Annotated in this window: 26 protein-coding genes; 13 read left to right on the plus strand and 13 right to left on the minus strand. The window is 70.8% G+C overall.

Translation table 11 applies throughout. The features are described from left to right. Positions 1 to 293: 293 nt before the first annotated feature. From EV284_RS31750 to EV284_RS31780, 7 genes are all read right to left on the minus strand, one after another. Entirely contained in the window at positions 294 to 2,084 is a 1,791-nt protein-coding gene (locus EV284_RS31750) for a hypothetical protein (RefSeq protein ID WP_130340335.1), read from the minus strand. A gap of 119 nt (positions 2,085 to 2,203) precedes the next feature. Beyond that, positions 2,204 to 2,611: a hypothetical protein gene (locus EV284_RS31755; protein ID WP_130340337.1), complete on the minus strand. Its 408-nt coding sequence runs from the start codon at positions 2,609 to 2,611 to the stop codon at positions 2,204 to 2,206. A gap of 78 nt (positions 2,612 to 2,689) precedes the next feature. Continuing rightward, positions 2,690 to 3,943: a DUF2637 domain-containing protein gene (locus EV284_RS31760; protein WP_242625880.1), complete on the minus strand. Its 1,254-nt coding sequence runs from the start codon at positions 3,941 to 3,943 to the stop codon at positions 2,690 to 2,692. 143 nt (positions 3,944 to 4,086) lie between these two features. After that, a complete protein-coding gene (locus EV284_RS31765) occupies positions 4,087 to 4,908 on the minus strand; it encodes an ATP-binding protein (RefSeq protein ID WP_130340339.1) in 822 nt (273 codons plus the stop codon). 6 nt (positions 4,909 to 4,914) lie between these two features. After that, positions 4,915 to 5,976: a hypothetical protein gene (locus tag EV284_RS31770; RefSeq protein WP_130340341.1), complete on the minus strand. Its 1,062-nt coding sequence runs from the start codon at positions 5,974 to 5,976 to the stop codon at positions 4,915 to 4,917. Further along, positions 5,973 to 6,269: a hypothetical protein gene (locus EV284_RS31775; RefSeq protein ID WP_130340343.1), complete on the minus strand. Its 297-nt coding sequence runs from the start codon at positions 6,267 to 6,269 to the stop codon at positions 5,973 to 5,975. Before EV284_RS31775 ends, EV284_RS31770 begins: the two co-directional genes overlap by 4 nt. Positions 6,270 to 6,330: 61 nt before the next feature. Continuing rightward, positions 6,331 to 6,945, minus strand: a complete 615-nt coding sequence (locus EV284_RS31780) for a hypothetical protein (RefSeq protein WP_130340345.1) — start codon at positions 6,943 to 6,945, stop codon at positions 6,331 to 6,333. 469 nt (positions 6,946 to 7,414) lie between these two features. Between EV284_RS31780 and EV284_RS31785 the strand changes: the two genes are divergently transcribed. The 5 genes from EV284_RS31785 to EV284_RS31805 are packed head-to-tail and all read left to right on the plus strand — an operon-like array spanning position 7,415 to position 10,907. Next, entirely contained in the window at positions 7,415 to 8,050 is a 636-nt protein-coding gene (locus tag EV284_RS31785) for a hypothetical protein (protein ID WP_130340347.1), read from the plus strand. Between the two features lie 20 nt (positions 8,051 to 8,070). Further along, positions 8,071 to 8,706, plus strand: coding sequence for a hypothetical protein (locus tag EV284_RS31790; RefSeq protein ID WP_130340349.1), 636 nt, complete (start codon positions 8,071 to 8,073; stop codon positions 8,704 to 8,706). Between the two features lie 34 nt (positions 8,707 to 8,740). Next, positions 8,741 to 9,358, plus strand: a complete 618-nt coding sequence (locus tag EV284_RS31795; RefSeq protein WP_130340351.1) for a hypothetical protein — start codon at positions 8,741 to 8,743, stop codon at positions 9,356 to 9,358. A 60-nt stretch (positions 9,359 to 9,418) separates the two neighbouring features. Continuing rightward, a complete protein-coding gene (locus tag EV284_RS31800; protein WP_130340353.1) occupies positions 9,419 to 10,357 on the plus strand; it encodes a peptidoglycan-binding protein in 939 nt (312 codons plus the stop codon). Between the two features lie 58 nt (positions 10,358 to 10,415). Beyond that, entirely contained in the window at positions 10,416 to 10,907 is a 492-nt protein-coding gene (locus EV284_RS31805; protein ID WP_130340355.1) for a single-stranded DNA-binding protein, read from the plus strand. Between the two features lie 60 nt (positions 10,908 to 10,967). On the opposite strand, the gene EV284_RS31810 is transcribed toward EV284_RS31805, so the two are convergent. Genes EV284_RS31810 through EV284_RS32875 form a run of 3 tightly spaced genes read right to left on the minus strand, consistent with a single transcriptional unit; the run spans position 10,968 to position 13,679 of the window. After that, a complete protein-coding gene (locus tag EV284_RS31810) occupies positions 10,968 to 12,641 on the minus strand; it encodes a hypothetical protein (RefSeq protein WP_130340357.1) in 1,674 nt (557 codons plus the stop codon). After that, a complete protein-coding gene (locus tag EV284_RS31815; RefSeq protein WP_130340359.1) occupies positions 12,638 to 13,018 on the minus strand; it encodes a hypothetical protein in 381 nt (126 codons plus the stop codon). The genes EV284_RS31810 and EV284_RS31815 overlap by 4 nt, the downstream gene beginning before the upstream one ends. After that, positions 13,002 to 13,679: an RNA polymerase sigma factor gene (locus EV284_RS32875; RefSeq protein ID WP_165425697.1), complete on the minus strand. Its 678-nt coding sequence runs from the start codon at positions 13,677 to 13,679 to the stop codon at positions 13,002 to 13,004. The genes EV284_RS31815 and EV284_RS32875 overlap by 17 nt, the downstream gene beginning before the upstream one ends. Positions 13,680 to 13,913: 234 nt before the next feature. On the opposite strand from EV284_RS32875, the gene EV284_RS32880 reads away from it, so the two are divergent. Further along, a complete protein-coding gene (locus EV284_RS32880) occupies positions 13,914 to 14,168 on the plus strand; it encodes a hypothetical protein (protein WP_165425698.1) in 255 nt (84 codons plus the stop codon). A gap of 205 nt (positions 14,169 to 14,373) precedes the next feature. Here EV284_RS32880 and EV284_RS31825 read toward each other — a convergent pair whose 3' ends face one another. Next, positions 14,374 to 15,147 carry a hypothetical protein gene (locus EV284_RS31825; protein WP_130340363.1) on the minus strand — a complete coding sequence of 258 codons (774 nt, stop codon included), beginning with the start codon at positions 15,145 to 15,147 and terminating at the stop codon, positions 14,374 to 14,376. A 180-nt stretch (positions 15,148 to 15,327) separates the two neighbouring features. Further along, positions 15,328 to 16,716 carry a helix-turn-helix domain-containing protein gene (locus EV284_RS31830; protein ID WP_130340365.1) on the minus strand — a complete coding sequence of 463 codons (1,389 nt, stop codon included), beginning with the start codon at positions 16,714 to 16,716 and terminating at the stop codon, positions 15,328 to 15,330. Positions 16,717 to 16,969: 253 nt separating this feature from the next. Here EV284_RS31830 and EV284_RS31835 point away from each other — a divergent pair, with 253 nt between their 5' ends. Both EV284_RS31835 and EV284_RS31840 read left to right on the plus strand, forming a co-directional pair. Next, positions 16,970 to 17,209 (plus strand): hypothetical protein, encoded by a 240-nt coding sequence (locus EV284_RS31835; RefSeq protein WP_130340367.1) that lies wholly within the window; start codon positions 16,970 to 16,972, stop codon positions 17,207 to 17,209. Then, a complete protein-coding gene (locus tag EV284_RS31840) occupies positions 17,206 to 17,523 on the plus strand; it encodes a type II toxin-antitoxin system PemK/MazF family toxin (protein ID WP_130340369.1) in 318 nt (105 codons plus the stop codon). Before EV284_RS31835 ends, EV284_RS31840 begins: the two co-directional genes overlap by 4 nt. 48 nt (positions 17,524 to 17,571) lie before the next feature. On the opposite strand, the gene EV284_RS31845 is transcribed toward EV284_RS31840, so the two are convergent. Further along, the gene (locus EV284_RS31845) at positions 17,572 to 18,027 is read right to left on the minus strand and encodes a hypothetical protein (protein ID WP_130340371.1); all 456 of its coding nucleotides are present in this window, start codon (positions 18,025 to 18,027) and stop codon (positions 17,572 to 17,574) included. Positions 18,028 to 18,370: 343 nt separating this feature from the next. Between EV284_RS31845 and EV284_RS31850 the strand changes: the two genes are divergently transcribed. The 5 genes from EV284_RS31850 to uppS are packed head-to-tail and all read left to right on the plus strand — an operon-like array spanning position 18,371 to position 22,232. After that, the gene (locus EV284_RS31850) at positions 18,371 to 19,003 is read left to right on the plus strand and encodes a hypothetical protein (RefSeq protein ID WP_130340373.1); all 633 of its coding nucleotides are present in this window, start codon (positions 18,371 to 18,373) and stop codon (positions 19,001 to 19,003) included. Between the two features lie 23 nt (positions 19,004 to 19,026). Continuing rightward, positions 19,027 to 19,575: a hypothetical protein gene (locus tag EV284_RS31855; RefSeq protein ID WP_130340375.1), complete on the plus strand. Its 549-nt coding sequence runs from the start codon at positions 19,027 to 19,029 to the stop codon at positions 19,573 to 19,575. 22 nt (positions 19,576 to 19,597) lie between these two features. After that, positions 19,598 to 20,860: an MAB_1171c family putative transporter gene (locus EV284_RS31860; protein WP_347402221.1), complete on the plus strand. Its 1,263-nt coding sequence runs from the start codon at positions 19,598 to 19,600 to the stop codon at positions 20,858 to 20,860. Next, positions 20,857 to 21,483 carry a phosphatase PAP2 family protein gene (locus EV284_RS31865; protein ID WP_242625881.1) on the plus strand — a complete coding sequence of 209 codons (627 nt, stop codon included), beginning with the start codon at positions 20,857 to 20,859 and terminating at the stop codon, positions 21,481 to 21,483. The genes EV284_RS31860 and EV284_RS31865 overlap by 4 nt, the downstream gene beginning before the upstream one ends. Positions 21,484 to 21,515: 32 nt before the next feature. Further along, positions 21,516 to 22,232, plus strand: coding sequence for a polyprenyl diphosphate synthase (uppS, locus tag EV284_RS31870; protein WP_130340379.1), 717 nt, complete (start codon positions 21,516 to 21,518; stop codon positions 22,230 to 22,232). Positions 22,233 to 22,240 lie beyond the last annotated feature (8 nt).

Genomic DNA, 22,240 nt, shown 5'->3' on the forward strand with positions numbered 1-22,240 from the left:
GTGGGTGGCGCGCGCGGCGCGGGTGCTGGGCGCGGCTGATGGCGCGCTCCAATCGCGCGGTGGGGGAGGCGCGCCGCGCGGTCGGAGCGCGCGGCTGGAGGGGGAGGGCGCGCGAGCGGAGGCGCGCCGCGCGGTGGCCGCGCGCACCTAGGCGGGCGCGCGCGCCGACAGGGCGCGGTGCGCGGTCGACGGGGACGCGCGCTCGGGGTGAGGTGACGTGAGGTGGCGCGGAGCGCGCCGCGCGGGTGACGGGCGCGCCCGGAGGGCTCGGGCGCGCATCACGTCACATCACGTCAGGCGCTGGCGGGCGCGCTGTCGAGGTAGGCGGCGAGCTGCCTGTTGAGCGCGAGATCCGGGGTGCGCGCGTTGCGGTAGCTGTTGGCGAGCGCGGTCTGTCCGGCCTTCACGAGAGCGTCGATGGCGTCGGGCCGCTGCGCCTCGACGTAGTTCTTCAGCTCGATCAGCGAAGGGTCGCCGGCCTCGGTGATCGGCCCAAGGTGTTCACCGAGGGTGACGAACTTGAGGCGGGCCTGGGCGTCGGCTTCGGCGTACAGAGCGTTCAGCGCGACCTCTTTCGGCTTGTCCTTCTTCGTCGCTGCGGGCTTCGCCGCCTGCGGCCAGGTGACCGGCTTGTCCTGCGGCTCCTCGGCCGCGCTGGTGTCCTCGGGTTCCTCGGCGGGCGCGGACTCCTCGGCCTGCGGGTCCGGGGGCGGCGGCGCGTCGTCCTCGTCGGCGCCGGGCGGCTCCTCCACCTGCGCCCCGGCGTCGGTCTGCCCGGCGTCGCCCTCGGGGGCGGTCGGGTTCTCGGCGCTCGGCGGGGTGCCCTCCTCCGGGGCGTGCTCCCGGTCCTGCCCGGCCTGGGGCTCCGGGGTGGGGTCCTCGCGGTGCTCGCGGGCCCCGTCGTCCTGGGTGGCGTCGGGCGCGGGGGTGGAGCCGGTCTTCTCCCCGTCGTCTCCGCGCTTCTTGGCCTCCTCCTTGATGTGGTCCAGGCACCGGGTGATCAGGGTGTTCGCGTCCAGGTCGCCCCACGTCTTCGTGAAGGCCGGGATGGTGGTGAGGTAGCGGGTGCCCCACGTTTCCCGGATGTCGCGGAGGCAGGAGTCCGGGTCGGTCGGGTTGGTGAGGGCCTCGTGGATGAGCTTCACGGCGGCCTTGCTGCTCAGGCTGGGCCGGTTGTCCTGCCCCTGGCGCTGCTCCTGCCCCTGGCGCTGGTTGTTCTGCTGCGGGGCGGGGGCGGACGGCTGCTGGTCCTGCTCGTCCAGGTAGGCGCCGGGCCGGGTCTCGTAGACCTGCCGTGCGGGGGCGGCCTCCTCGAATCCGAGGCGGCGCAGCAGGGCGTCGATGCTGAAGTCGGGGAACGGCTCGCTCTGGCCGGGCTGGACGTCCCAGTGCAGGGTTCGTACGCCGGTGAGGTGCGCCTCGCCGAGCCCGTGGAGTTCCACGATCGCGTCGACGGCGGCCGGGAGGTTCTTCTCGGCCTTGATCTTGCGGGTCTTCTCGCGGGTCGGTCGGTCGTTCTCGAACGCGGTCACGATCTCCTGCCGTGCGAGGAGCACGGTGGGGCCGGAGTGGCGGCGCAGCACCCACAGGATCTCGCCCCACCGGTCCTTGGCCCGGTTCCACAGGTCGTTGTCGACGGTGATCGGGGTGTCGAGGGAGGGGGCGCGGCGCTTGTTTTCGCGGGCCTTGCGTTCGGCCCGGTGACGGGCGAACAGGGCTTGCTCGTCACTGAGCATGTCCCACAGGGTCGTCACGTTGTCGATCGTGATCATGTTCGGCTTGCCGTCGACGGGCGGCTGGGCGACGGCCCACCGGATGGCGTCGAGGATGTCCTGATAGCTGCCGTTGTGGGGAACGATCTCGTATCGCACGCCGGGGATGCGGCCGTAGTAGTCGGCGGTGCCCTCCGAGCCGCCTATCTCGATCCAGTACGTCATGCCGACCAGGTCGGACCGAGTGCCGAGGGCGGCCTCATAGCTCTTGCCGGACTTCTCCGGACCGGCCAGCAGGATCAGCGGGGGGTTGGGCCGGCCGGTCGGCTTCCGCGACTGGCGTTCGCGCATGGGCGTGAGGGTGTGCGGCACGGGTGTTCCTTCGTTCGCGGTGGGGTGCGCGGGTTGCTCTCCCGCGCAGGATGGAGCAGCGGAGGCGTTAACCTCTTGCTTCCGTCTGGTGTACCATCCTACCTCCCCGAAGGGGCTGATCAATCCCCGGCCAGTAGGTTCCTGACGGGAGTTGACGTCTGCGGGTCGTGGTCCTCGCGGTGCCGGTCGTACCAGGCGTCCAGCGCCTCGTACCCGTCGAGGACGCTGCCGGCATCCGTGGCCGCGCTCCACTCTGCGACGTCGTCCGCGTAGTCCGCTTCGACGGTGTCCGGGTCGCGGCGGCCCAGCGCGGCGGCCAGATCCTCCCAGCCTGTGCCTCCGAGGGCCTCGGCCAGCACGATCCGATCCACGTACTCGACAGCCAGCAGCCGCAAGCGGCGGGCCTGGTCGATGCGTTCGGCGGGGGTGGAGTCCTCGGCGATCGCACCGAGCGTCTGCCGGGCCAGGTCGGACAGGTCGCGGACGGTGCGGGCTGCGCTGACACGGGCCAGGATCTCGGGGGTCATGGGGCAGATCCGATCATGCAGGCGGCGGGCGCCCCGGCCGGGGGCCCGCCGCGGTGAGGGGTGGGGGGCGGAGGCGACTTATACCGTTACGGGCCGCGCCAGACGCGCCAGGTCCTCGACCGTGAACTTCGTGGGCACGTCGACGCCGCGTGAACTGAGATCGGCGGCGTAGCGGTTCAGGAGCCGGGTGCGGACCTTACGGCCGTTCCCACCGGACTGCTGGAGCAACTTCCCCATGCCCACACCGCACAAGTCGCCGCCCGGGGCGAAGCGGTCGACCTCGCCGGCCTCCAGCGCGGTGACGACGACCTCGTACAACTCGTTCTCCGTCATCGGCTCCTGGAGATCGTCCTCGCCAGGCGTCTCCTCGGCGTCCTTCTGCTGGAAGGACGGCTGAGGGGGCAGTGCCGGGGCGGCCTTCGCCTGAGGCGGGATGACGGCGGTCGGCCGCCGGGCAGGAAGCGCTGCCGGCGTCTCGGCGGGCTTCGTCTCCTCCGGCTCGGGCTCCGGCATCACCACCTCGGCGACGGGCGCCAGGGCGGGCAGCAGCTCCAGGGTGTCGGGGTCGATGTCCGCGGCTGCCAGGCCCGCCGCCGCGGTGTGCTCCAGGGGGATGCCGCTGCGGGCCAGGCGCAGCGGCAACAGGGACTCGACGGGGGCCTTGCGGCGCCACGCGCGCCCGTACCTGGCGTGTAGCGCAGCCGCGTAGACCAGCCGCTGCTGCTCCAGCCGGAGCACGGTCTCGTACGACTGCTGCTCCCACAACTTCATCCGCCGCCACAGCAGGAAGGTCGGCAGCGGGTTGAGGAACCAGCGGGAGAAGCGGACCTTGTCGAGCTTCTTGCGGCGGCCGGTGACGGCACCGATCCGCACGGCGTAGGTGTGCGCGGCGATCTCGGAGACGGCAGCCCACAGCAGGGACATCGAGCCGTGTGCGAACTTCGCCCACAGGGAGTCTCCGGAGGCCACGTTAAGGGCGCAGGTGACCAGGCTGAGCACCCACGGGACGAGCCGCGCCCACCACAAGGGCATGTCGAGCCGGATCAGCAGCAGATAGGCGCCGGTGAACACGGGGACGGCGGAGTCGATGGCGGTCGGCAGCACCCATGGGTCGGTGAATCCCCAGTGCGCGGCCGCCGTGGACACGGCGTCGAAGGAGGCGTAGAAGCCGAGCCCGCCGACGCCGGCACCGCCGAGGACGATGCCGGCCGCGCCGAGCCGCTCCCACCGGGTGAGCGGCGGGACCTTCGACACGGAGGTGAGTGCGGCCGGCTGGTCGGGGAGCGGCGGTTTCTCGGGAACCCGGCGGGTGCGGCGGGGCAACAGGCTCAAGGCGACGTCCTTTCGTTCGGGGTCCCACCGGACGACTTATGCTCGTCGCCGTCCGGGGTCGACCAAACGATATAGCGTCCTCCGCTCGACCGCGCGGATCTCCTCACGCGCTGTCAGGTATGCCCCCCTCTGGGAAGGTTCGGTTACCAGTCGAGCGGCCGCGCGGGCTTGCGCCGATCCGGGCCGAGCACCTTCACGAGGTGCGCGGACGACTCCAGCCGGGACAGCAGCCGCTCCCCGAGGATGTCCACCACCCCCATGGCGTTGGTCTGCGGGTTGCGGCGACTGCCCAGGTTCGTGGTGTAGGCGGTCGGCCGGCCCGACGAGATCCGCGCGTCGATCAGGTCGATGGTTTCCCGCCGTGCGAACTCGGTGGCGGTCACGTCCATCTCGCCGCACAGCTCGTCGAGGATCAGCAGATCGCACTCCACGAACATCTTGCGGATCTCCCACGCCTTCATGTTCCGGGGCGCGGAGTCCGGGCGACGCCACGTCAGATACGCCGAGTGCTTCACCAACAGCGTCCGCAGTCCGCGCTCCGCGGCTTCGTTGCCGAGCGCCATGACCGCGGTGGTCTTCCCGGTGCCGATGTTGCCCGGCACGATCAGGTTCAGCGTGCCGGGCCGGGCGCCGGTCTTCTTCGCCTCCACCAGGGAGCCCAGCCAGTTCCGCAGCGTGTTGGGCTTCTGGTTGGGGTCGAGGTCGTCGAACCGGAAACGCAGGTACTCCTCCTGCGCGGCGTCAGCCACGCTGATCTTCCAGGCGTTCCGCTTCGCGCGGGCCTGGGGGACGGCGACGTCCTCCCACAGGCCGTCCTCGCCGGGGGCGGGCGGCATGGGGACGTCGATCCGGGCCAGGTCGGCACCGTTGCGCTCCAGCACCTTGAGCAGGTGGTCGCTCAGCGAGCCGAGCCGGTTCAGGCCGCGCTCAGGGGCGGACACGGGGGCCTCCAGGGTGAGGGACATGCGTGGTCACACTCCTTCCGGGCGGGCGACCACGCCGAAGGTGGCGTCGTCGGAGTCGTTGTTGGGCACCTTGACGATCGCCGTGCCGGTGCCGGTGCCGGTGGTCGGGTCCTGGTCCTGGCCGCCCCAGGTCGCGGAGTCGCTGTACGCGACGCGGCCCTGCGGCCGGGTGGGCTGGATGTGGTTGGTGGCGACCCCGAGCGCGTTCTGCCACTGCTGCGCGGACGGGAAGTGCTGCCGGGCGTGGATGAGCGCCTTCGCGCAGTTCTGCCGGGTGTAACCAGCGTCGAGGGCGCGGTGCACCATCTTGCGGACGGCGACGAATGCATTCTTCTGGCCGGCGTACTTCCCGAGGTGCTTCTCGGCGTGTTCCCACCACCACTTGGTGACCTCATCGGCCTCCGCGTCGAGGAGCGCGTCCTCAACCTGCTTCTGCTCGGCGGCCGCCGCCTTCGCCTCGGCCTCGGCTGCCTTCTGCGCAGGGGTCTTCCGGGGGGCGCGCGGCTTCCGTGCGGCCGGAGTCTTCGCGGGCGGCGTCTTGGTCGGGGTCGGCACCGGCACCGGCACCGGCTCGTCCTCGACCCCGGGAGCATCGGCGGCCGGGCCATCGGGCGCGGCCGGCGCGTCGTCGGGGTCGGTGAATCCGTCGCTGCCCAGGGTGCCGTCCGGGTACTTCACTCGGAACGTGCCGTCCGGCTGCTGGACCACGGGGACGTCGAGCTTCTGCCCGAACGTCTCGTAGTCGGCGGCCCACTGTTCCACCGGGTGGTCGGAAACCGCGGTACCCATCACGGTCTTGCCGTCAAGGAGGCGGCGGCGCTCCAGCCGGTAGTAGCCGTACTTGGCCAACCGGTGCAACGACTTGCGGATGGCGTCGCGTCCTTCGCGGCCTTCCCCCTTGCTGAGCTGCTCGGAGCGGACCGCCCATTCCTGGCTCTGGTCCCACAGGTAGGTGAGCAGTCCGAGGTCGCAGTACCGCAGGCGGGTGTCGCGGACGGTGTCCGAGACGATGTGGACGTACGGGGTCTTCTGCTTGTGGCGAGGGCCCCCGGCTGTGCTGGTGCTCACGCGGCGGCCTCGGAAGTGGTGCTGGCGGGGAGGAGACGCACGTAGGTGTGCCAGGTCTTGCGGTTCTTCGAGTGCCGCTCGTAGCGGCGCTCGCGCTCGGCCAGGCCGACGCGGCGCAGCTCGGCGAGCGGCATCCGGATCTCGTGGGACTTCATGCCGACGGCGGTGGCGACGTCCTGGCAGGAGATCCAGTCGTTGTCGGGGCGCAGGGCGAGTACGACGTACAGACGGAATGCCCGGTCGGATATGTCGCTGGCAAGAACCGGGGTGATGGTGCTGGTGGGGATGGCCATAGGAGTGGTGTCCTCGGGGAGAAGAAGGGCCCGGCCGCCGGGAAGGCCGGGCCCAGGGCGGTCAGTTCTGGGCGTCCTCGGCGGACGGCTGCGGGGGCGGCATGAGCTGCGGGGTGCCGCGCAGCAGGTGGTCGTACTCGCCCCGCTGCCAGGCCCGCAGCAGCCGGTTCTGGCCGACTTCCTTCTTCTCCCAGGTGAAGGTGACCGTGCCGGTGGCCTGGCCGCCCGGCTCGTACATCAGGCCGGGGATCTCCTCACCGTTGCGCTTGTCGAAGAACCGGCCGGTCTCCTCGTCCCGCTCGGCGTACCTCAGCAGCGCCTTGTCCCACGACTGGCGGCGCCGGATCACGACCTCGGTGCCCTCGTGCCGCTCGGCGTACGCGTCGAGTTCGGCAACCTTGGCCGGATCGGGGTCGAAGACGATCTTCGGCTGGGTCTTGTTCACCGTGTACGTGCCGACGATTTCGTCTCCGGCCTTGATGACGACGCCGGTCTGACCGTGCTTCTCGTACGCGTCGACCAGCGCGCCCAGGGGGTCGTCGACGAGGGGCCCGAACACCGTCTTGTCCTGGCCCTCGCGGACCATGCGGGCCAGGGCGCCGAGCAACGCGCGTTCGTCGAGCTGAAGCGCGGGCGGCATGTTGGCGGTGCCGTCGTCGGTGACGTCGTGCGACATCGTGCGGTGTTCCTTTCTTTCCCCGGACACAGTCCCAGGGGGGCGGTTTCTCCCGGGCGGGGTGTTCGGGGCGTCGTAAGGAAGTACGACAACCGCCGAGATTTGTTACACCTAGGCCCAGGTAGCTGGGTTGCTCTCCCAACCACCTGAATAGTACACCACTCGGAACCTTGCTGGTAGTGCCCCTCAGTGAATGTTTTTCAACGGCGGAAAACCCGTCACCGGACACAAGGCGCCAGCACCCTCTACCTTCCCGCTCGGCAGCGCACCGACCGGAGACGTCACCGGCTCCGGGGCGCCGCCCCGGAGCCGCCCCAACCGGAACGAAGGCGGCCCCGGACCGACCAGGGGCGGGGATCGGCCATGACGGCATGTCCCGCTTGCGAGGCGGGATGCTGCGGTAGAAGTCCGCAGGCTCGCAACCCCCGCCCCCGGCCGGAACCACCGACCGCGAGAGGACCGCCAGCCCGTGACCGCCGAGACGATCGCCGCACCCCGCTACATCTCGTACGTGCCGCTGACCGACCTCACGCCGGCACCCCGAAACCCCAAGCGGCACGAACTCGAACTCATCATCGCCTCGATCGACATGCACGGCCTGGTCGAGATCCCCGTGGTCGACGAACGCACCCAGACGACCCTCCACGGCCACGGCCGCCGCGAGTCCCTGCTCGAAATGCAGGCCAGGGGAATGCGCACACCCGGCGGCGTCCTCGTCGACGAGGACGGCGGCTGGCTCGTCCCGATCCTGCGCGGCTGGTCCTCCAAGTCGGACGCGGAGGCCGAGGCCCTGGCCATCAAGCTCAACCGGCTCCCCGGCGAAGGCGGATGGGACGCCCGCGAGTTCGCCGAAATCCTCGAGGACTTGGCCACCAGCGACGCCGAGCTGTTCGACTCCCTCGCCATCCCTCACGACGAGATCGACCAGATGCTCCGCCAGGTCGACCCCGAGACCCTGCCCGGCGGCATCCGCGAGGACGAGCCGGCCACCCTCCACCTGCCCGACGACGGCGAACGCGACGGGCTCAGCCCGGACGACGACGGCCGCGACCCCCACACGTCCTGTCCCGCCTGCGGGCACCTGTTCACCCCCGGCCGCCGCTGACCCACCCCCGAGGTACGCGCATGTCCCGCCGTAAGCCCCGCCGCCCAGCCCGCATCGGCCGCCCCCGCCTGCTGTCCGAGGAGGTCGAGGCGCGCCTCGTCGCGGCCTCCCGCACCGGTGTCGCCGTCGAACTGGCCGCCGAGATGGCCGGGATCTCCCGCTCCAGCTTCCTGGCGTGGATGGCCCGCGGCCGCGCCGAGGTAGAGGCCCGCGAGGAAGGCGAGACGCCGGACCCGGACGAGGAGGAGTACGCGGCCCTGTACGAGAAGGTGCGCACCGCCCGGGCCACGGCCGGCGCCCGCGCCATGATGAACATCCGCCGCGTCGCCGACGGCGGGATCGTCACCAAGGTCACCACCCGACAGTTCAGGGACCAGGTCACCGGCGAGATCGTCACGGAGACCGTCGAGGACCGCACCGCCCCTGACTGGCGCGCGGACGCCTGGTACCTGGAACGGCAGCACCGCGAGCACTACGGCAAGGACGCCACCCTCGCGGTCGAGATCACCGGCCTCGGCAACCTCCCGGCCGCAGCCAACGAGGAGGACACCGTCGACATGGTCGCGCTCACCGAGCGGCTGAACGCGTCGCTGTTTGCCGTCGAGTACCCGGAGCTGGAGTCCGGGGAGATCGTGGACGCCGAGGTCGTGGAGTGACGTCGATGTCGGTGGCGTCCCCTACGGTCCGAATATGACGACCACAGACACCGCCATCGCGGCGACCGCCGCCGGGATCAGCGCAATAGCCGGGGGGCTGGCATGGCACGCCTCCCGCAAGGCGAATGCGACGGCCGCCGCCGTGGCGCGGATCGAAGAGGACCGCTGGCACACCGAGTTGGTGCCCAACATCCAGCTCACCCGGAATGGCGACACGCTGGAGCTGACGTATGTGGGCCCGCCCACGCTGGGGCCGCTGCGCATCCGCCCCGAGATCCGCGACGATCGGGACCGCTCGGTCGACCGCGTACTGGCCGGCGGCCCCACGCGCGAGGAGCTGGCAGAGGTCATCTGGGGGCCCTGCCGCTTCCGGCCGGGCAACGAGGGAGCCGACGAACGCGGGCGCACGACCGCGCCGTTCCGTCTCGAACCGGGGGACAGCCACAAGCTGGCCATCGACCCCTCGCCGCGGCCCTCGTGGATGGAGGGGGTCGATGGTGAACGGCGGTGGCGCAGGGACTACCAGTCCGCGCCGATACGACTGTGGCTGATCTGCGAGGCGGACGGCCACAAGCCGTGGCGCCTCCCCGTCGACGTACACCGCTTTGGAGCGGCCACCACGACCCCGGCCGACGGCACGACGCGACGCTAACCTCCGGCGCCCTGCACGGTGCTGCCTCCTTGCTCACCTGCACTGGAGGCAGCACCGGCCATGGCCATACCCACCCTGTACCCGGACGCGATCCGCGGCTCGCACTACTACGGCGACCGCTACCAGGGCGACCTGATGACGCCCAACGTCCTCGTCCTGCACACCACCGAGGGGACGGACATCGTCTCCTATAGCAACGGGGCCGAAGCCCCCAACCTGACCGCGAAGCCGAACTTCAAGACGAAGCGGTTCGACGTCTACCAGCACTTCCTCCTGAACCGGTCCGCGCGAGCCCTGGTCAACGCCCCCGGCGGAGTCGAGACCAACACCTGCAACGCCGCCCAGCTCGAACTGGTCGGCACGTGCGACCCCGCGCACAAGAACACCTGGGGGAAGCTCAAGGCCGGCGTCGACTACATCTACTGGCCCGACGCCCCCGAGTGGGCGTACGACGCCCTCGCGGACCTGATCGCGTGGATGCACCTCAACCTCGGCATCCCGCTCGTCGGTCCCGCCGACTGGCTGCCCTACCCGGCCTCCTACGGCGCCACCAAGGCCCGTATGAGCTTCGCCCAGTGGAACGCCTTCAAGGGCATCTGCGGCCACCAGCACGTCCCGGAGAACTTCCACGGCGACCCCGGCAACCTGCCGTTCGCCAAGATCCTCACCAAGGCCAAGGCGATCGTCGCCAAGATCCTCGGCAAGGGTGGCTCCGGCTCCGGGGGCGGCACCTCGACCAAGCCGAAGCCGAAGCCGGTCCCGCCGGCGTTCCCCGGCCGGGACAAGTTCGGCCCCGGCAAGACGAACAAGTACATCAAGCAGCTCGGCGAGCGTGTCAGTGCCAAGGGGTACGGTCGGTTCTACAGCGTCGGCCCCTCCGAGAGCTGGGGCACCGCCGACCGGAACGCGGTCCGCGCCTTCCAGCTCGACCACGCCGAGCTGCGCGGCGACGCGGACGGCCTGCCCGGCCCGGCCACGTGGAAGCTCCTGTTCTCCTGACCCGTTCCGGCCCGGCCCGCACACCCTGCGGGCCGGGCCCCACCCTGAAAGGCCCCCTGTGGCAGGCGAGACCGTCATCACCGTCATCGGCAACCTGGTCGACGACCCCGAACTGCGATTCACCCCCTCCGGAGCGGCGGTCACCAAGTTCCGCGTCGCCTCCACGCCCCGCACCTTCGACCGGCAGACCAACGAGTGGAAGGACGGCGAGAGCCTGTTCCTGACCTGCTCGGTGTGGCGGCAGATGGCGGAGAACGCCGCCGAGTCCCTCCAGCGCGGCATGCGCGTCATCGTGGAGGGCCGCCTCAAGCAGCGGTCGTACGAGGACCGCGAGGGCGTCAAGCGCACCGTGTACGAGCTGGACGTCGAGGAGGTCGGCCCCAGCCTGCGCAACGCCACCGCGAAGGTCACCAAGACGTCCGGCGGAGGAGCGGGCGGCGCGCAGCGGGCAACGGGCGGCCAGGGACGTCCGGCTGACGACCCGTGGACGACGGTGGCCTCGAACGCCGGGGCGGCGGCCCAGTCGTTCTCGGACGAGCCGCCGTTCTAGCCGACGTGCGACATGCAGTGAGGGCCCGGACGGCGTACCGTCCGGGCCCTCACTGCGTGCTCAGGACGCGACCGTCCAGGCGGAGTCGAGGAGGAGCAGGCTCTCGTCGTCCTGCCGGCCGGTGTCCGGCGCGGGCGGCGCCTGATCGGTGGGGGCCGGCGGGACGTTCGGGCTCTGCGGCGGCGCGCTGGAGTCGGCGGGTGCCGGTGTTTCCGGGGCCGGGGTGTTGCTCGGTACCGGCTCGGCTGGAGTCGGCGCCGTAGTGGTGCTCGGCGCGGTCGGAGCCGGTGTCTCCGGGGCCGGAGTGTCGCTTGGTACCGGCGCGGCCGGCGTCGGCGCCGCGGTGGTGCTCGGCGCGGTCGAAGCCGGGCTAGCTGGTGCCGTCGATGTGGCCGATGCGGTCGGCGCGGGTGCGCTGGTCGGCGCGGGCGCGCTCGACGTCGTCGGGGCCGGCGTCGGTGTGGGCGTGCTGGAACTGGCCGGAGCAGGCGTCGGCGTACCGGAGGTGGTCGGTGCCGGGGCGCTGGACGTGCTCGGCGCGGGGGAGCTGCTGCCGGTGGGGCTGGGCTGCGCCGTGGCGGTCGAGGACGGAACGGCCGTACCGGCGGGAAGGGGCAGGCTCTGGTAGGCGGGCAGCGTGCGGCCGGTGGGCTCGGGAGCGGGCGGGGCGCCCAGTTCGATCCCGGCGGCCAGGGCCACGATGTCCTCCGGGTCCTTGCCGTACGGCCCGGAGGGCAACGGAACGGTGTCCAGGCCCAGGACCATGCGGGCGGCGAGCGTGGCCGGTTCGGCGGCGGCGGCCGCGGGCTCGGCGACGATCTGCTGCACCTGGTGGCGGCTCAGGCCGAGGGTGCCCAGGGTGAGCGCGGCCAGCCGGGGCGGGAGCGGCACGGCGCTGCCCATCGCGCGGGGGGCGGCGGCGACGGCGGCCTGGTCCAGGAGGTCGCCGTATTCCTTGATCCGCTTGCGGTCGGTGCCCCACAGGATGTACCGGCCGTGGACGGTGAGGGTCGGGTACAGCCTCTTGGTGCCGTCCTGCTGGGCGAAGGTCCGCGCGCTGTCGGCGTCGCTGTAGATCCGCAGGATGATGCGCTCGTCCGCGTAGGAGAAGAAGAAGATCGTCGAGTCGGGGCCGACGCTGGCCTTGGTGGACATCACCACGCCGTCGGCGTCGGTGCACTCGGCGGTCAGCGCGCTGCCGGGCTCGCACCGTATGTTGCTGGAGTCGGCGAAGTGGCTGAAGGTGCTGTCGGTGAAGGGCCCTTGGGCCTTGCTGGGGGCGGGGCTGGGCGAGGCATCCGGCGCGGCCGCCGACGACGAATCGGCGGGGAAGAGTACGTCGGACCAGCGGCCCAGTCCCCAGCTCACGGCGAGTGCGGGCACCAGGGCAGCGGCGATCAGGATGCGCCGCCGCCGGTCGGTGTGGCGGGTCTGCTGGGCGGAGGGGATCTCCGGCAGGAGGGAGATCGGGTTGGCGCGGGGCGCCGGTTGCGCGGTGACGCCCAGGAGGTCGTCCAGGCTCTCCAGCTCGGGGCAGTTGTCGCGCACCAGGCGCTCGGCGGCCTCGTAGGGCAGGCCCGGCAGGAACTCCCGCACGTACCGTACTGCGGTCTCGAACGGCTGGTCCGGGCGCAGGTAGAGCTTGCGGAGGCCGTCCTCCTCGATGAGCGCACCGCCAGCCGGGTAGTCCGTGCTGACGGTGATTTCCAGGTGTTCGATGGACGGGTTGCTCAACGCTGGTGGTCCTTGTCGCGCGCTATGGCGGCGTGGGCCTCCACGGCGGCGTCGATCTGGGCGGGGGTGATCTCTTCCATGTCGGACAGGATGAGGCGGCCGCCGCCGGGCAGGGTGGTCTCCTCGCGGTGCAGGCGCACCTCCTCCAGGCCGTCGCCGGTGCCGGCGTCCTGACGGGTGTCCACGGGCGCGTTGGCACGGCGGAAGGCGTTCAGCATGGCGTCGCGGGTGGACTTGATCCGGGCGGGGCTGCGGGTGGTGTCGGGTGCCAGGGCGCCCGCGGCCGCGAGCATGCGCCGGGTCTCGGCGTCATGAGGGACCGGGCCGCCCGCCAGGGCGCGCTCTAGACGATCCGCTGCCTCAGTGAGTCGTCGCATGCTCGTCCCTTTCCACCGTTGTCCTGCCCGTCGTCGTTACACGGACTCCGACCACCTTCGCCCGGCCGCTCACCACCGTGAGCAGCTCCTCGATGAGCTTGGCGGAGGAATCCCCCGTGGGGAGCCCGGCCACGAACTTGGCCAGCGACCGTACCGTCAGCACGCGCACGGCGCCCGGACTCTTGCCCATAATCTGGCCGATTTCAGCCGGAGTAAGCCCCTCGAAGAATCGTAGCCTGAGGCAATCGCGCTGATTTGCGCGGAGCTTGCCGAGCTGCGTCTGTACGGCCTGGGCGAGCTGCTCGCGTTCCGCGCACTCGTGGGGGGTGAGGTCGGCGCGCGGCTGGTCGAGCTGCAGCAGGTCGGCGTGCAGCACCTCGTTGGGGCGGCGGCCCTGGGCGCGCAGGTAGTCGATGACCGTGTTGTTCGTGACGGTGTAGAGCCAGGCGGTCACGTTGGTGCCGGCCTGGTAGTGCTGCGCCTTCTGGGCGACCTTGAGCCAGACTTCCTGGGCGAGGTCTTCGGCGAGGTGGGCGTCGCGTACGCGCAGGCGGGTCCAGTTGTACACCTGCTGGTGGTGCTGGTTGTAGAAGTTCTCGAGCGCTTCTTCGTCGCCCTGTGCAGCCCGGACGAGGAGCTGGTCTGCGGATTGGCTGGTCACGGCGTGCTGGTCCCCCCTGGGTTGCCCATGGCGCGCCGTGCCGGGCGTGCGGAAGGTTCCGGGCGATGCCGGGACGATCTTCTTCCGCGTGGCGCGAGCGAAGCATATCCGGCCATCATCGGCACGAGAACGGCTGGAGACTCCCGTGCTGTTTTCCGTCTGGTGTACTGTGCGGGCTGTCGTCGTCCGCAGAGCGAGCGGGCGCCGGCGTACCCCGAACCGAAGGAGCACCCCATGCCTGCCCGCCTGTCCGCCGCCGCGGCCCCTGCGCCGGCGGCCGCGCACGTCAATCCGGTCGACGCGGTGCTGATGGGCCTGCCGTTCGGGCAGTGGGTGCCGATGCCGGAGGTGGCGCGCCGGGTGCGCGAGGCCGGGCTGGACGGGAGTCTGCTGACCGCGATGGTGCGCCGGCACCGCAGGCGGGGAGTGCTGCGCACCGACCGCCAGCCCACGATGACGTACGTGATGCGCGTCGGAAACCCGGGCTGACCTGCACCGGCATCCCTCCCGGCCGGTCCCGGACCGGCCTCCGCCGCCCCTCCGCCCGACCGTCGTAGATAACGGGCCACGGCCGCCTTCCCTTCTTGCTGCGGCGCCGCAGGCGCCTGAACTGCGCCGACGCGCTTGCGCGCGCACTTAGAGGGGAGGGACGGCCGTGGCCCGTTATCTACGACGGTTCGACGGAGCTGGCCCGTTATCGCCCCCGGTGGACATCCAGCCTGGCCAGCGCGTCGCTGAGCCGTGCCTGCGCGGTGACCGTCATCTCCGGGTCTCCGTCCCGAACCGCCACCACCACCAGCGCGGCCGCCGCCGCACTGGCGAGCTCCGGGTCCGACTCGATCGCAGCGGACATCTCCTCGACGCTCAACTGCCGGACGGCCTGGGCGGGCACGGCGCTGAACACGCGCTCCTCCAGCCCGGCCAGAACCGTCCGCGCGGAAGCGCACTCGCCGGCCAGCACCTCGTCTTCGCAGAACTCGGCGCCCACCACGTCCAGAGCGGACTGCAGCCCGGACAGGACCACCTTCATCTGCCCGGGACAGCGGGCCACCGCCAGGGCCGGGTGATCCCTCGTCGGCTCGTACGCCTTGACCAGGTGAGCGACCGCCTCGCCGAGATACTCCACGACGTCGAACCGCGCGTCAGTGGACCCGCCCAGCGGAGTCAGGAAAGGATAGTCGTGCCCCTCTGCGCCCTTGGAGAAGCGCGGCGAGCTGATGCCTAGCGACCGCATCCCGTAGACGAGGGCCAGCGAGTCGGCGGCGAAGCGCACGCGGTCGGAGGCGCTGGCGATGGCCTCGTCCATCCGCACCACGGTGCTGCGGCGCTCCCGCCCGCACGTCCTCGACTGCTCCAGCATCAGGGCCTCGTGCTCGGCCCCGAGGTTCTCGAAGACCGCGGTCAGCTCGGCCATCGCGGACCGAAGGCCGTCTTCGGCCGGGACCGGGGTGCATTGCTGAGTTGTCATCGGCATCCTCCGTGTCGACGCGGCGACGACAGGCCGCCTCGCCGTGTGCAGTGACGCGCCGGGCGGCTGCGCCACCGCGCCTAACCTGCGGTGCCACGGCTGAGACACGGCCTGTCCGCGTTGTCCTCAACCACCAGCCCCCGGCCTGCCAGATGTGGTCTGGCAGGCCGGGGGCTCTGCCTACTGGCGGCCGCACTCGTAGCAGCTCGTGCCCTTGATGAACGGATCGCCGTGTGTCAAGCACACGTCGAACTCGACGTCGTCCGGCCGGACCTCGCAGTACGGGCACGGGGTGTTCGGCTCGACGAACCGAGTACACAGCGGGCACCGGGGCCACCCCGCGCACTTGACGCAGTAGTCGGTGCCCGTGGGCGTAGTGATCGGGTCCCGGCACTCCTTGCAGTCGGGATGCGCGGTGCGGCGCAGCACCAGGTCGGCGGCGCTCTCCCCCGGAATCATGGGGTCTGCCTGGTAGACGCTCGCCCGCTTGGTCTCCTCGTACCGCTCCCAGTAGTCGAAGCCGCCCTTGGGGTCTCGTGGTTCGGGCAGGGCCATGCGGCGGGGGAGCGGGGTGGCCGCGAGTTCTTCCAGGCGCTTGGAGATCACTGCCCCTACCGACCGGGTTCTCTCGGGCAGCGGCCGCAGCAGCACGGTCAGGATCATGTCCCGGTCGTACTTCTCCAGCAGCAGGCCGTCGACTGTGCGGGCCTGGTCCTCCAGCACCTTGCCCGTCAGCAGCAGCTCCGGCTTCTCCCGCCCGAGGCCCAGCAGCAGATCCACGCCCGGCGTCCGCTGCACGGTCCTGGCTCGCTTCTTCTGGGTTCGGATATCGGGGGCGGGGCTGTCCGTCCGTCCCTCCTCGATGGGGTCAGGAGCGGTGCTGGAACCTACGGAGGGAAGGGGCGGGTCCATGGGGTGGGTTGTAGGGGAGGTTTGGGTGACTTCAAGTCGCCCCCCCTCGGACTTGTAGTCACCCCTCTCGGGACTTGAAGTCACCCCGTGACTTGTAGTCGCCCCCTTTTCGGGGTTTTCCACAGGGGTGACTTGCAGTCGCCCCCCTTCCGGGATGCCCTCTTCCCCAGGGGTGACTACAAGTCGCCCCCCCTCGGGGGCCTCCGGGGAATGGGCTGCCCCAGTGGCCTTCTTCGGCTTGGGCTTGCCCTTGTCGACGCGAGTCTTCTTCGGCGGGGCGGCTGCGATTGGGGGGCGGTCCGCGCGGGTGATCGGGCGGCGGCCGAGACGCGCGCGGAAGGTGTTCGTGCGCTCGATGTCCCGGAACCAGTCGTACGGGATCAGCAAGTCGTAAACGGTGGGCCGCCGGTGCTCCGGGATGTAGTGGGCCGCACGCTGGTCACCCTCGGCGATCAGCTTCCGCTCGACCATCGCGCCCAGAGCGCGCTGGACGGTCCGCGTGCTGATCTTGGCGTAGGCCGCGATGGTCTTCACCGCGGGGAAGGCGTTGCAGCCGTCTTCGTCGGCGGCCTCGGCGAGGCAGAGCAGGGTGCCGAACTCGTTGATGTCGATCGTGGGCGCGTCCTTCATCGCCCAGAGGATCGGGTCGAGGCTCACTTTTGGTGCTTCTCTCTGTTTCTGTAACAGAGAGGGAGGAACTACTCAGACGGGTCAGCGTTGATGAGTCGTACTACTCGTCATACGCCTGTATGCTCGCCTGTGAGCAGTGCCTACCCCCTGGCTTGGGATGGGTAGGAAAGAAGGGGCGTCGACCGGGCCAGGTTGGCGCCCCTTTGTCATGCGTGCCGCTACCGTCGGTGTTGGCGATCTCACCTTACACCCACGTATTACAAAGGGTAGGATGGTCCGTATGACGACGATGAACGTGTCGGGTGGGGGCACCCGAGAGCGAACCAGCATCACGATGGAAGGCGCGCTGATGCGCCGGGCCAAGTCGGCCGGCGGCGGCAACCTGTCGGGCTACATCGAGCAGGCCGTCAGGGAGAAGCTGATCAGCGACTCCATGCTCGAGGTCGCGCGGCTGCATCTACTGGACCCCATGGATGACGTGGCCGCCGCCGCTGAAGCTGACGCCGAGGCTGCCGCGTGACCGAAATCCAAAGGGGGTCGGTGTGGCGAGTGCCCACCGTGGGCCGTGACCGCACCGTCTTGGTCGTCCAGCACAACGCAGTCATCAAGCATCACCCCGGCGGTGTCGCCTGCCTGATCATTCAGGAAGTCGAAGACGCCCGCGACACCCTGCTGACCGTCGTGATCGAGGAGCCTGTGCGCGGCGCCGTCATGGCATCCGACGGGCACCAGTTCCGGCCCCTGCGGTTTGAGCAGGGAAAGTGCCTGGGGTACCTGTCTGCCGAGGACATGGAGCGGGTCAACACGGCGCTGCGCGCCGCCCTGGACCTGTAGTCCCCCGTCGACGTCGTCCCGCCCCCTGCCGTCCGGCCGGGGGCGTTGTCACGTCCGGGCAGGGATCGAGGCCCAGGTGACCCGGCCGCCGTCGTCGCCGGCGTACTGGCCGATGTCGTCGGCGGCCCGGTGGACGAGGTAGAGGCCCGGCTCGTCCTCGGGCGCCGGCAGTGCGCGGTCCATCTCGCTCACGGTCACCGTGACGTGGCTGCCGTCGAAGGCGACGCGACCTCGCAGGTCCACGCCGGCCCTGTACCGAGCGGTCACGTCGACCAGCTCGGTGAGCACGGCCAGCGCGTCCCCGCGCACCCAGTCGGCGTCGGGCAGGCCCTGAAGGAACCGCGCGAGCTGCGGGGCCACCACCGCGCGGGCCTGGTCCATGGCCTCCACGGGGGAGACCTCGGGGCCGATCACAAAGGAGGCCGCCTTCTCCACGCCAAGTTGACGGGGAGCCCCCAAGACGTCGATGTACAGGTGGTGCGGTGCAGCGTCGGAGATCGTCACGGTTGCTCCGTTCCGTCGGGTAACACGTTCTCGAATGCTAGTTCGAGACGAGCGGGGGCGTGGAATGAATCAGGCCAGCGGAACCGGAGCGGTGGGCGCGCGCGGGGCTGGAGCCGGGGTCGGGAGGGCGAGGCATGGAGACCTTCCAGGTGGTGCGGGGTACGACGGAACCCACATCTGGTGATGGTGTGGCGCCGGAGCGTGTTGTTCCGGGAGTAATGAAAGAGGGTGGAGGGTCTGCTAGTCAAACTATTGGTGGCCTAAATCTTCCCGGTGACCAACGATCGGTGGGGCGCGGTTATGGTTAGGGCTTCACATCCCGCCCAGGAAGACCACACTCACAGTGACCACTGAACCCGCGCCCGCCGCCATGCCCGAGTTCGTTCCGCCGCAGACTTTTGCAGACCGGCTGAACCTCCTCTTCGCGGCCAGCGCCCCCGAGAGCCCGCCGGGCTCCGGCACCTACGTCGAATACACAAACCCGCAGGTAGCAGCCGAGATCAACAGAGTCTTCGGCGAAGGGACGATCACCGGCGAGTACATCCGTCGCCTCCGCAGAGGGGAGAGCAAGTCCCCCTCTTTCTCGTACGTCGAGTACATCGCCGCGGCGTTCGAGCGCTTCTTCGGTTTCCCCGTCGACCTCGGTCTTTTCAAGGCAAACCTGTCCGACGCGGCCACCCGGACACTGGCCCAGGCCCAGAAGGTCGCCGCCGCGAAAAAAGGGCAGGGGGTCGGTTTCGAGCAGGCACTCGCGGCCATGCAACGATCTGCGGCTCCCGCGCGTCATACCGTGGATGAGAGCCAGGAACCCCCCGTTGCCCGTGTCCTGGCGCGGTCGACCCGCCGCCTGAATCCGGCCAACGTTCAGCGTCTGGCCGAGATGGCGGAGCGGCTGCAAGCCGTGCAGGACCAACTAGACGTGGTGCAGGACCTGGAAAACGACGCCTTGTCACAGGCTACGGAGCCAGGCAACTAACCCCCCAAGGTGCTCAGACTCCGGTGATACAGAACCCTCACGACCGCAAGATCCGCTCAGCTCTCGCGGCGTTCCCCGTCCCCAACCCGCTCACGGTCGACAGCCTGTTCGCCGTCATGCGCGACCGCTACCGACAGCGCTACCAGCGTTCCCTGGAGCTGAGGCGCGGCCCCACGCCGCTGCCCGGGCTCCAGGCGAACGCCCTGTGGGTGACCCGGCCGGCCGACGACGGCGACTTCGTCTGGCTCGACCCGTCCCTCCAGGGCTCGGCTGCCGTGCACAGCCTCTCCCACGAGAACGGGCACATCGAGCTGGGCCACACCCCGCTGGAGATCCCCACCACCGCGGCGCCGGCCGAACCCGAGCCGTTCGACATGCTCCCCGACGCCTTCGTCAGCGGCTGCCTCCTCGCCCGCGCACGCTCCACCGAGGGCAGCCACGACCCCGCCTACAAGCGGGTCGAGGACGAGGCCGAGCGGTACGCGTTCCTCCTGCGGCGCCGCGCCGACGACCAGGCCCGCGAGTCCCGCCACCGCGACCCCCTCGTAGGCCGCCTCCACCACAGCCTGTAATCCCTGCTGCCGAAAGCCACCCGTGCTCTCCACCGACGACCTCATTGACCTGTGCACCACAATCCCTCTCTGGATTGTGGTCGCCGTCCGCGCGTACTACTGGCCGAAGACGTCGGGCAAGCGCGCCATCCTCGCCACGTTCGCCGCGCTCGCCTTCGGCGCCACCCTGCGGCTGTCCCCGTTCGAACTCGCCCTCGCCGACGTCACCGGCATCGACGACGCCGCCGTCCTGCCCAAGCACCTGTCCGTCATGGTCGCCTGCACCCTGCTGGTCGGCTGGATCGAGTCCGTCGTACCGCCCAGCGCCACCGGGAGCGAACCGGCCTGGCGCCGCTGGTTCGCCTTCAAGCCCCGCATGGTGATCCTCGCCGTCACCAGCGCGGCCGCGGCCGTCGCCTTCCCGTTCGCCGCACCCTCGGTCACCGCCCCCGACGGCAGCCTCGACTTCGCCTCCGGCCAGTACGGCGACGTCGCCGGCACCACGCACCTGTGCCTCTACCTGATCAGCATGGGCGTGGCCCTCGCGCCCTCCGCGCTGCTGTGCCTCACCGTCGCCCGCCGCACCGACGACCGGCTGCTGCGACGGTGCATGCTGCTCATGGCCGCAGGCGCCGGAATGGGCGTCCTCTACCCCGTCTACCGGATCTCCTTCCTGGTCTGCGGCTTCACCCCGTGGACGTACCCGCTGGACGAGGGGGAGTTCCACCTCGGCGGCTCCCTGATCCAGCTCGTGACGATCCTCCTCGTCATCGTCGGCAGCTCCGTGCGCGCCATCGACCTCGCCGTACGCGCTATGCGCCACCGGCGCAGCCTGATCGCCCTGCGCCCCCTGTGGGAGGAACTCGTCGGCGTCCTCTCCGCCGACGTCATCACCGACCGCATGCAGCACACCCCCTCCGCCCGGGAGGAACGCCACCGCCTGCGCGGCCTCTACGAGCTGCTCGACCAGCGGGTTGTCGACGTCTCCGACGCCACCTTCAACCTGCTCCCCTGGGCCGACCACGACATGCCCCAACGCGCCCTGGACGCCGCGCACCGGGCCGGCCTGTCCGGCCGAGACGCCAAGGCCGCCCAGGAGGCCATGTGCATCCGCGCGGCCCGGCTGCGCTGCGTCGGCGGCGACGAGGAAGCCGCCCGCCCGGTCGTCTCCATGCTCACCTTCGACCACGACACCCGCGCCAGCGCGGCGTGGCTGTCCCGGGTGGCCCGCTTCTACAACTCCCCCGACCTCGCCGACGAAGCCACCCGCCTCGCCGGCCACCCCGTTCTCCAGGAAGCCGCATGAGCACCACCGCCCCGCCCACCCCTCCGGCTCCCGCGCGCGAGGAGAACCGGACTGCCCGCCTCATCACCGACGGCATGGACCCCGCCAAGGTGATCGTCGCGGTGAGCGTCGGCGTCGGCCTGGCCCAGGACAACCGCATCACCGGTGTCCTGTGGGCGGTCGAGGCCGTCGTGTTCGCCGCGGTGATACCGCTGCTGCTCATCGAGCGCGGCAAGCGGGCCGGGAAGTGGGACGACCGGCACGTAGGCCAGGTCCAGCGCCGGAAGACCCTGATCCCCGCCATCATGGCCTCCGTCGCTGTCGGCATCGGCGGCATGCTCGCCCTCGACGCGCCCCGGCAGATGGTCGCCCTGGCCGCCGCGATGGTCGCCACCCTCGCCGTCATCCTCGTCCCCACCTCGGTGTGGGACTGGAAGATCAGCGTGCACACCGCCGTGGCCGGCGGCGCCCTGGCGATGCTCGCCCTCACCTGGGGGCCGCTCGTCTGGGCCGCCTACCCGCTGGTCGCCGTCATCGCCTGGTCCCGGATCAGCCTCCGCGACCACACCCCCGCCCAGACCCTCGCCGGAGCCCTCGCGGGCACCCTCACCGCCGGCGTCGTCTTCGCGGCCCTCGCCTCATGACACTAAGACCGAAGCGGCGGTAGATCCCCGGCATGCAGACGACGCGCGCGACCGCGCCCACCGACGACACCCCCCGTCACATCAGCTTCATCGCTGACGGCAACCGGCGCTGGGCCGAACTCCACGGCACCACCCGCGAACAGGGCTTCCGCAAGGGCGCGGCCGCCGTCCACCAGGTCCTCGACCACTGCCGGAACCTCGGTGTCGAGACCGCGTCCGTGTTCCTGATGTCCGCCCGGAACTTCCACCGGGCGCCCGCCGAGGTCGCCGTCCTCAACGAGGTCATCGCCGACCTGGTCGACGCCGAAGCCGCCGCCGCCACCGGCCCGCTCCGCATCCTCGGCAGCCACCAGGTACTCCAGGACCACGCCAGCCCCCGGCTGATCAAGGCCATCAACGACGCCCGCCGCTCCACCGCCGACCTGACGGGGATGACGGTCTGTCTCGGCATCGGCTACGACGGCCGCACCGACATGCAGCAGGCCGTCGCCCGCGCCCTCATCGCCCCCGACTACGACGAGCGCGCCGAGCTGCCCGTCGACCGCTACCTGTCCACGGCCGGCCTGCCCGACCCCGACCTGATCGTGCGCAGCTCCGGCGAGCGCCGCCTGTCCGGCTGGATGCTCCACCAGTCCGCGGACTCCACCCTCGTCTTCGACGACCAGCGGTACTGGCCCGAGTACGGGCCCGACGCCGTCGACGACGCGATCGGCGTGCACAACGAGCAGCGGCGCACCTTCGGCTACTGACCAAGAGC

The sequence above is a fragment of the Streptomyces sp. BK022 genome (assembly GCF_004217355.1).
Classification (GTDB): Bacteria; Actinomycetota; Actinomycetes; order Streptomycetales; family Streptomycetaceae; genus Streptomyces; species Streptomyces griseoluteus.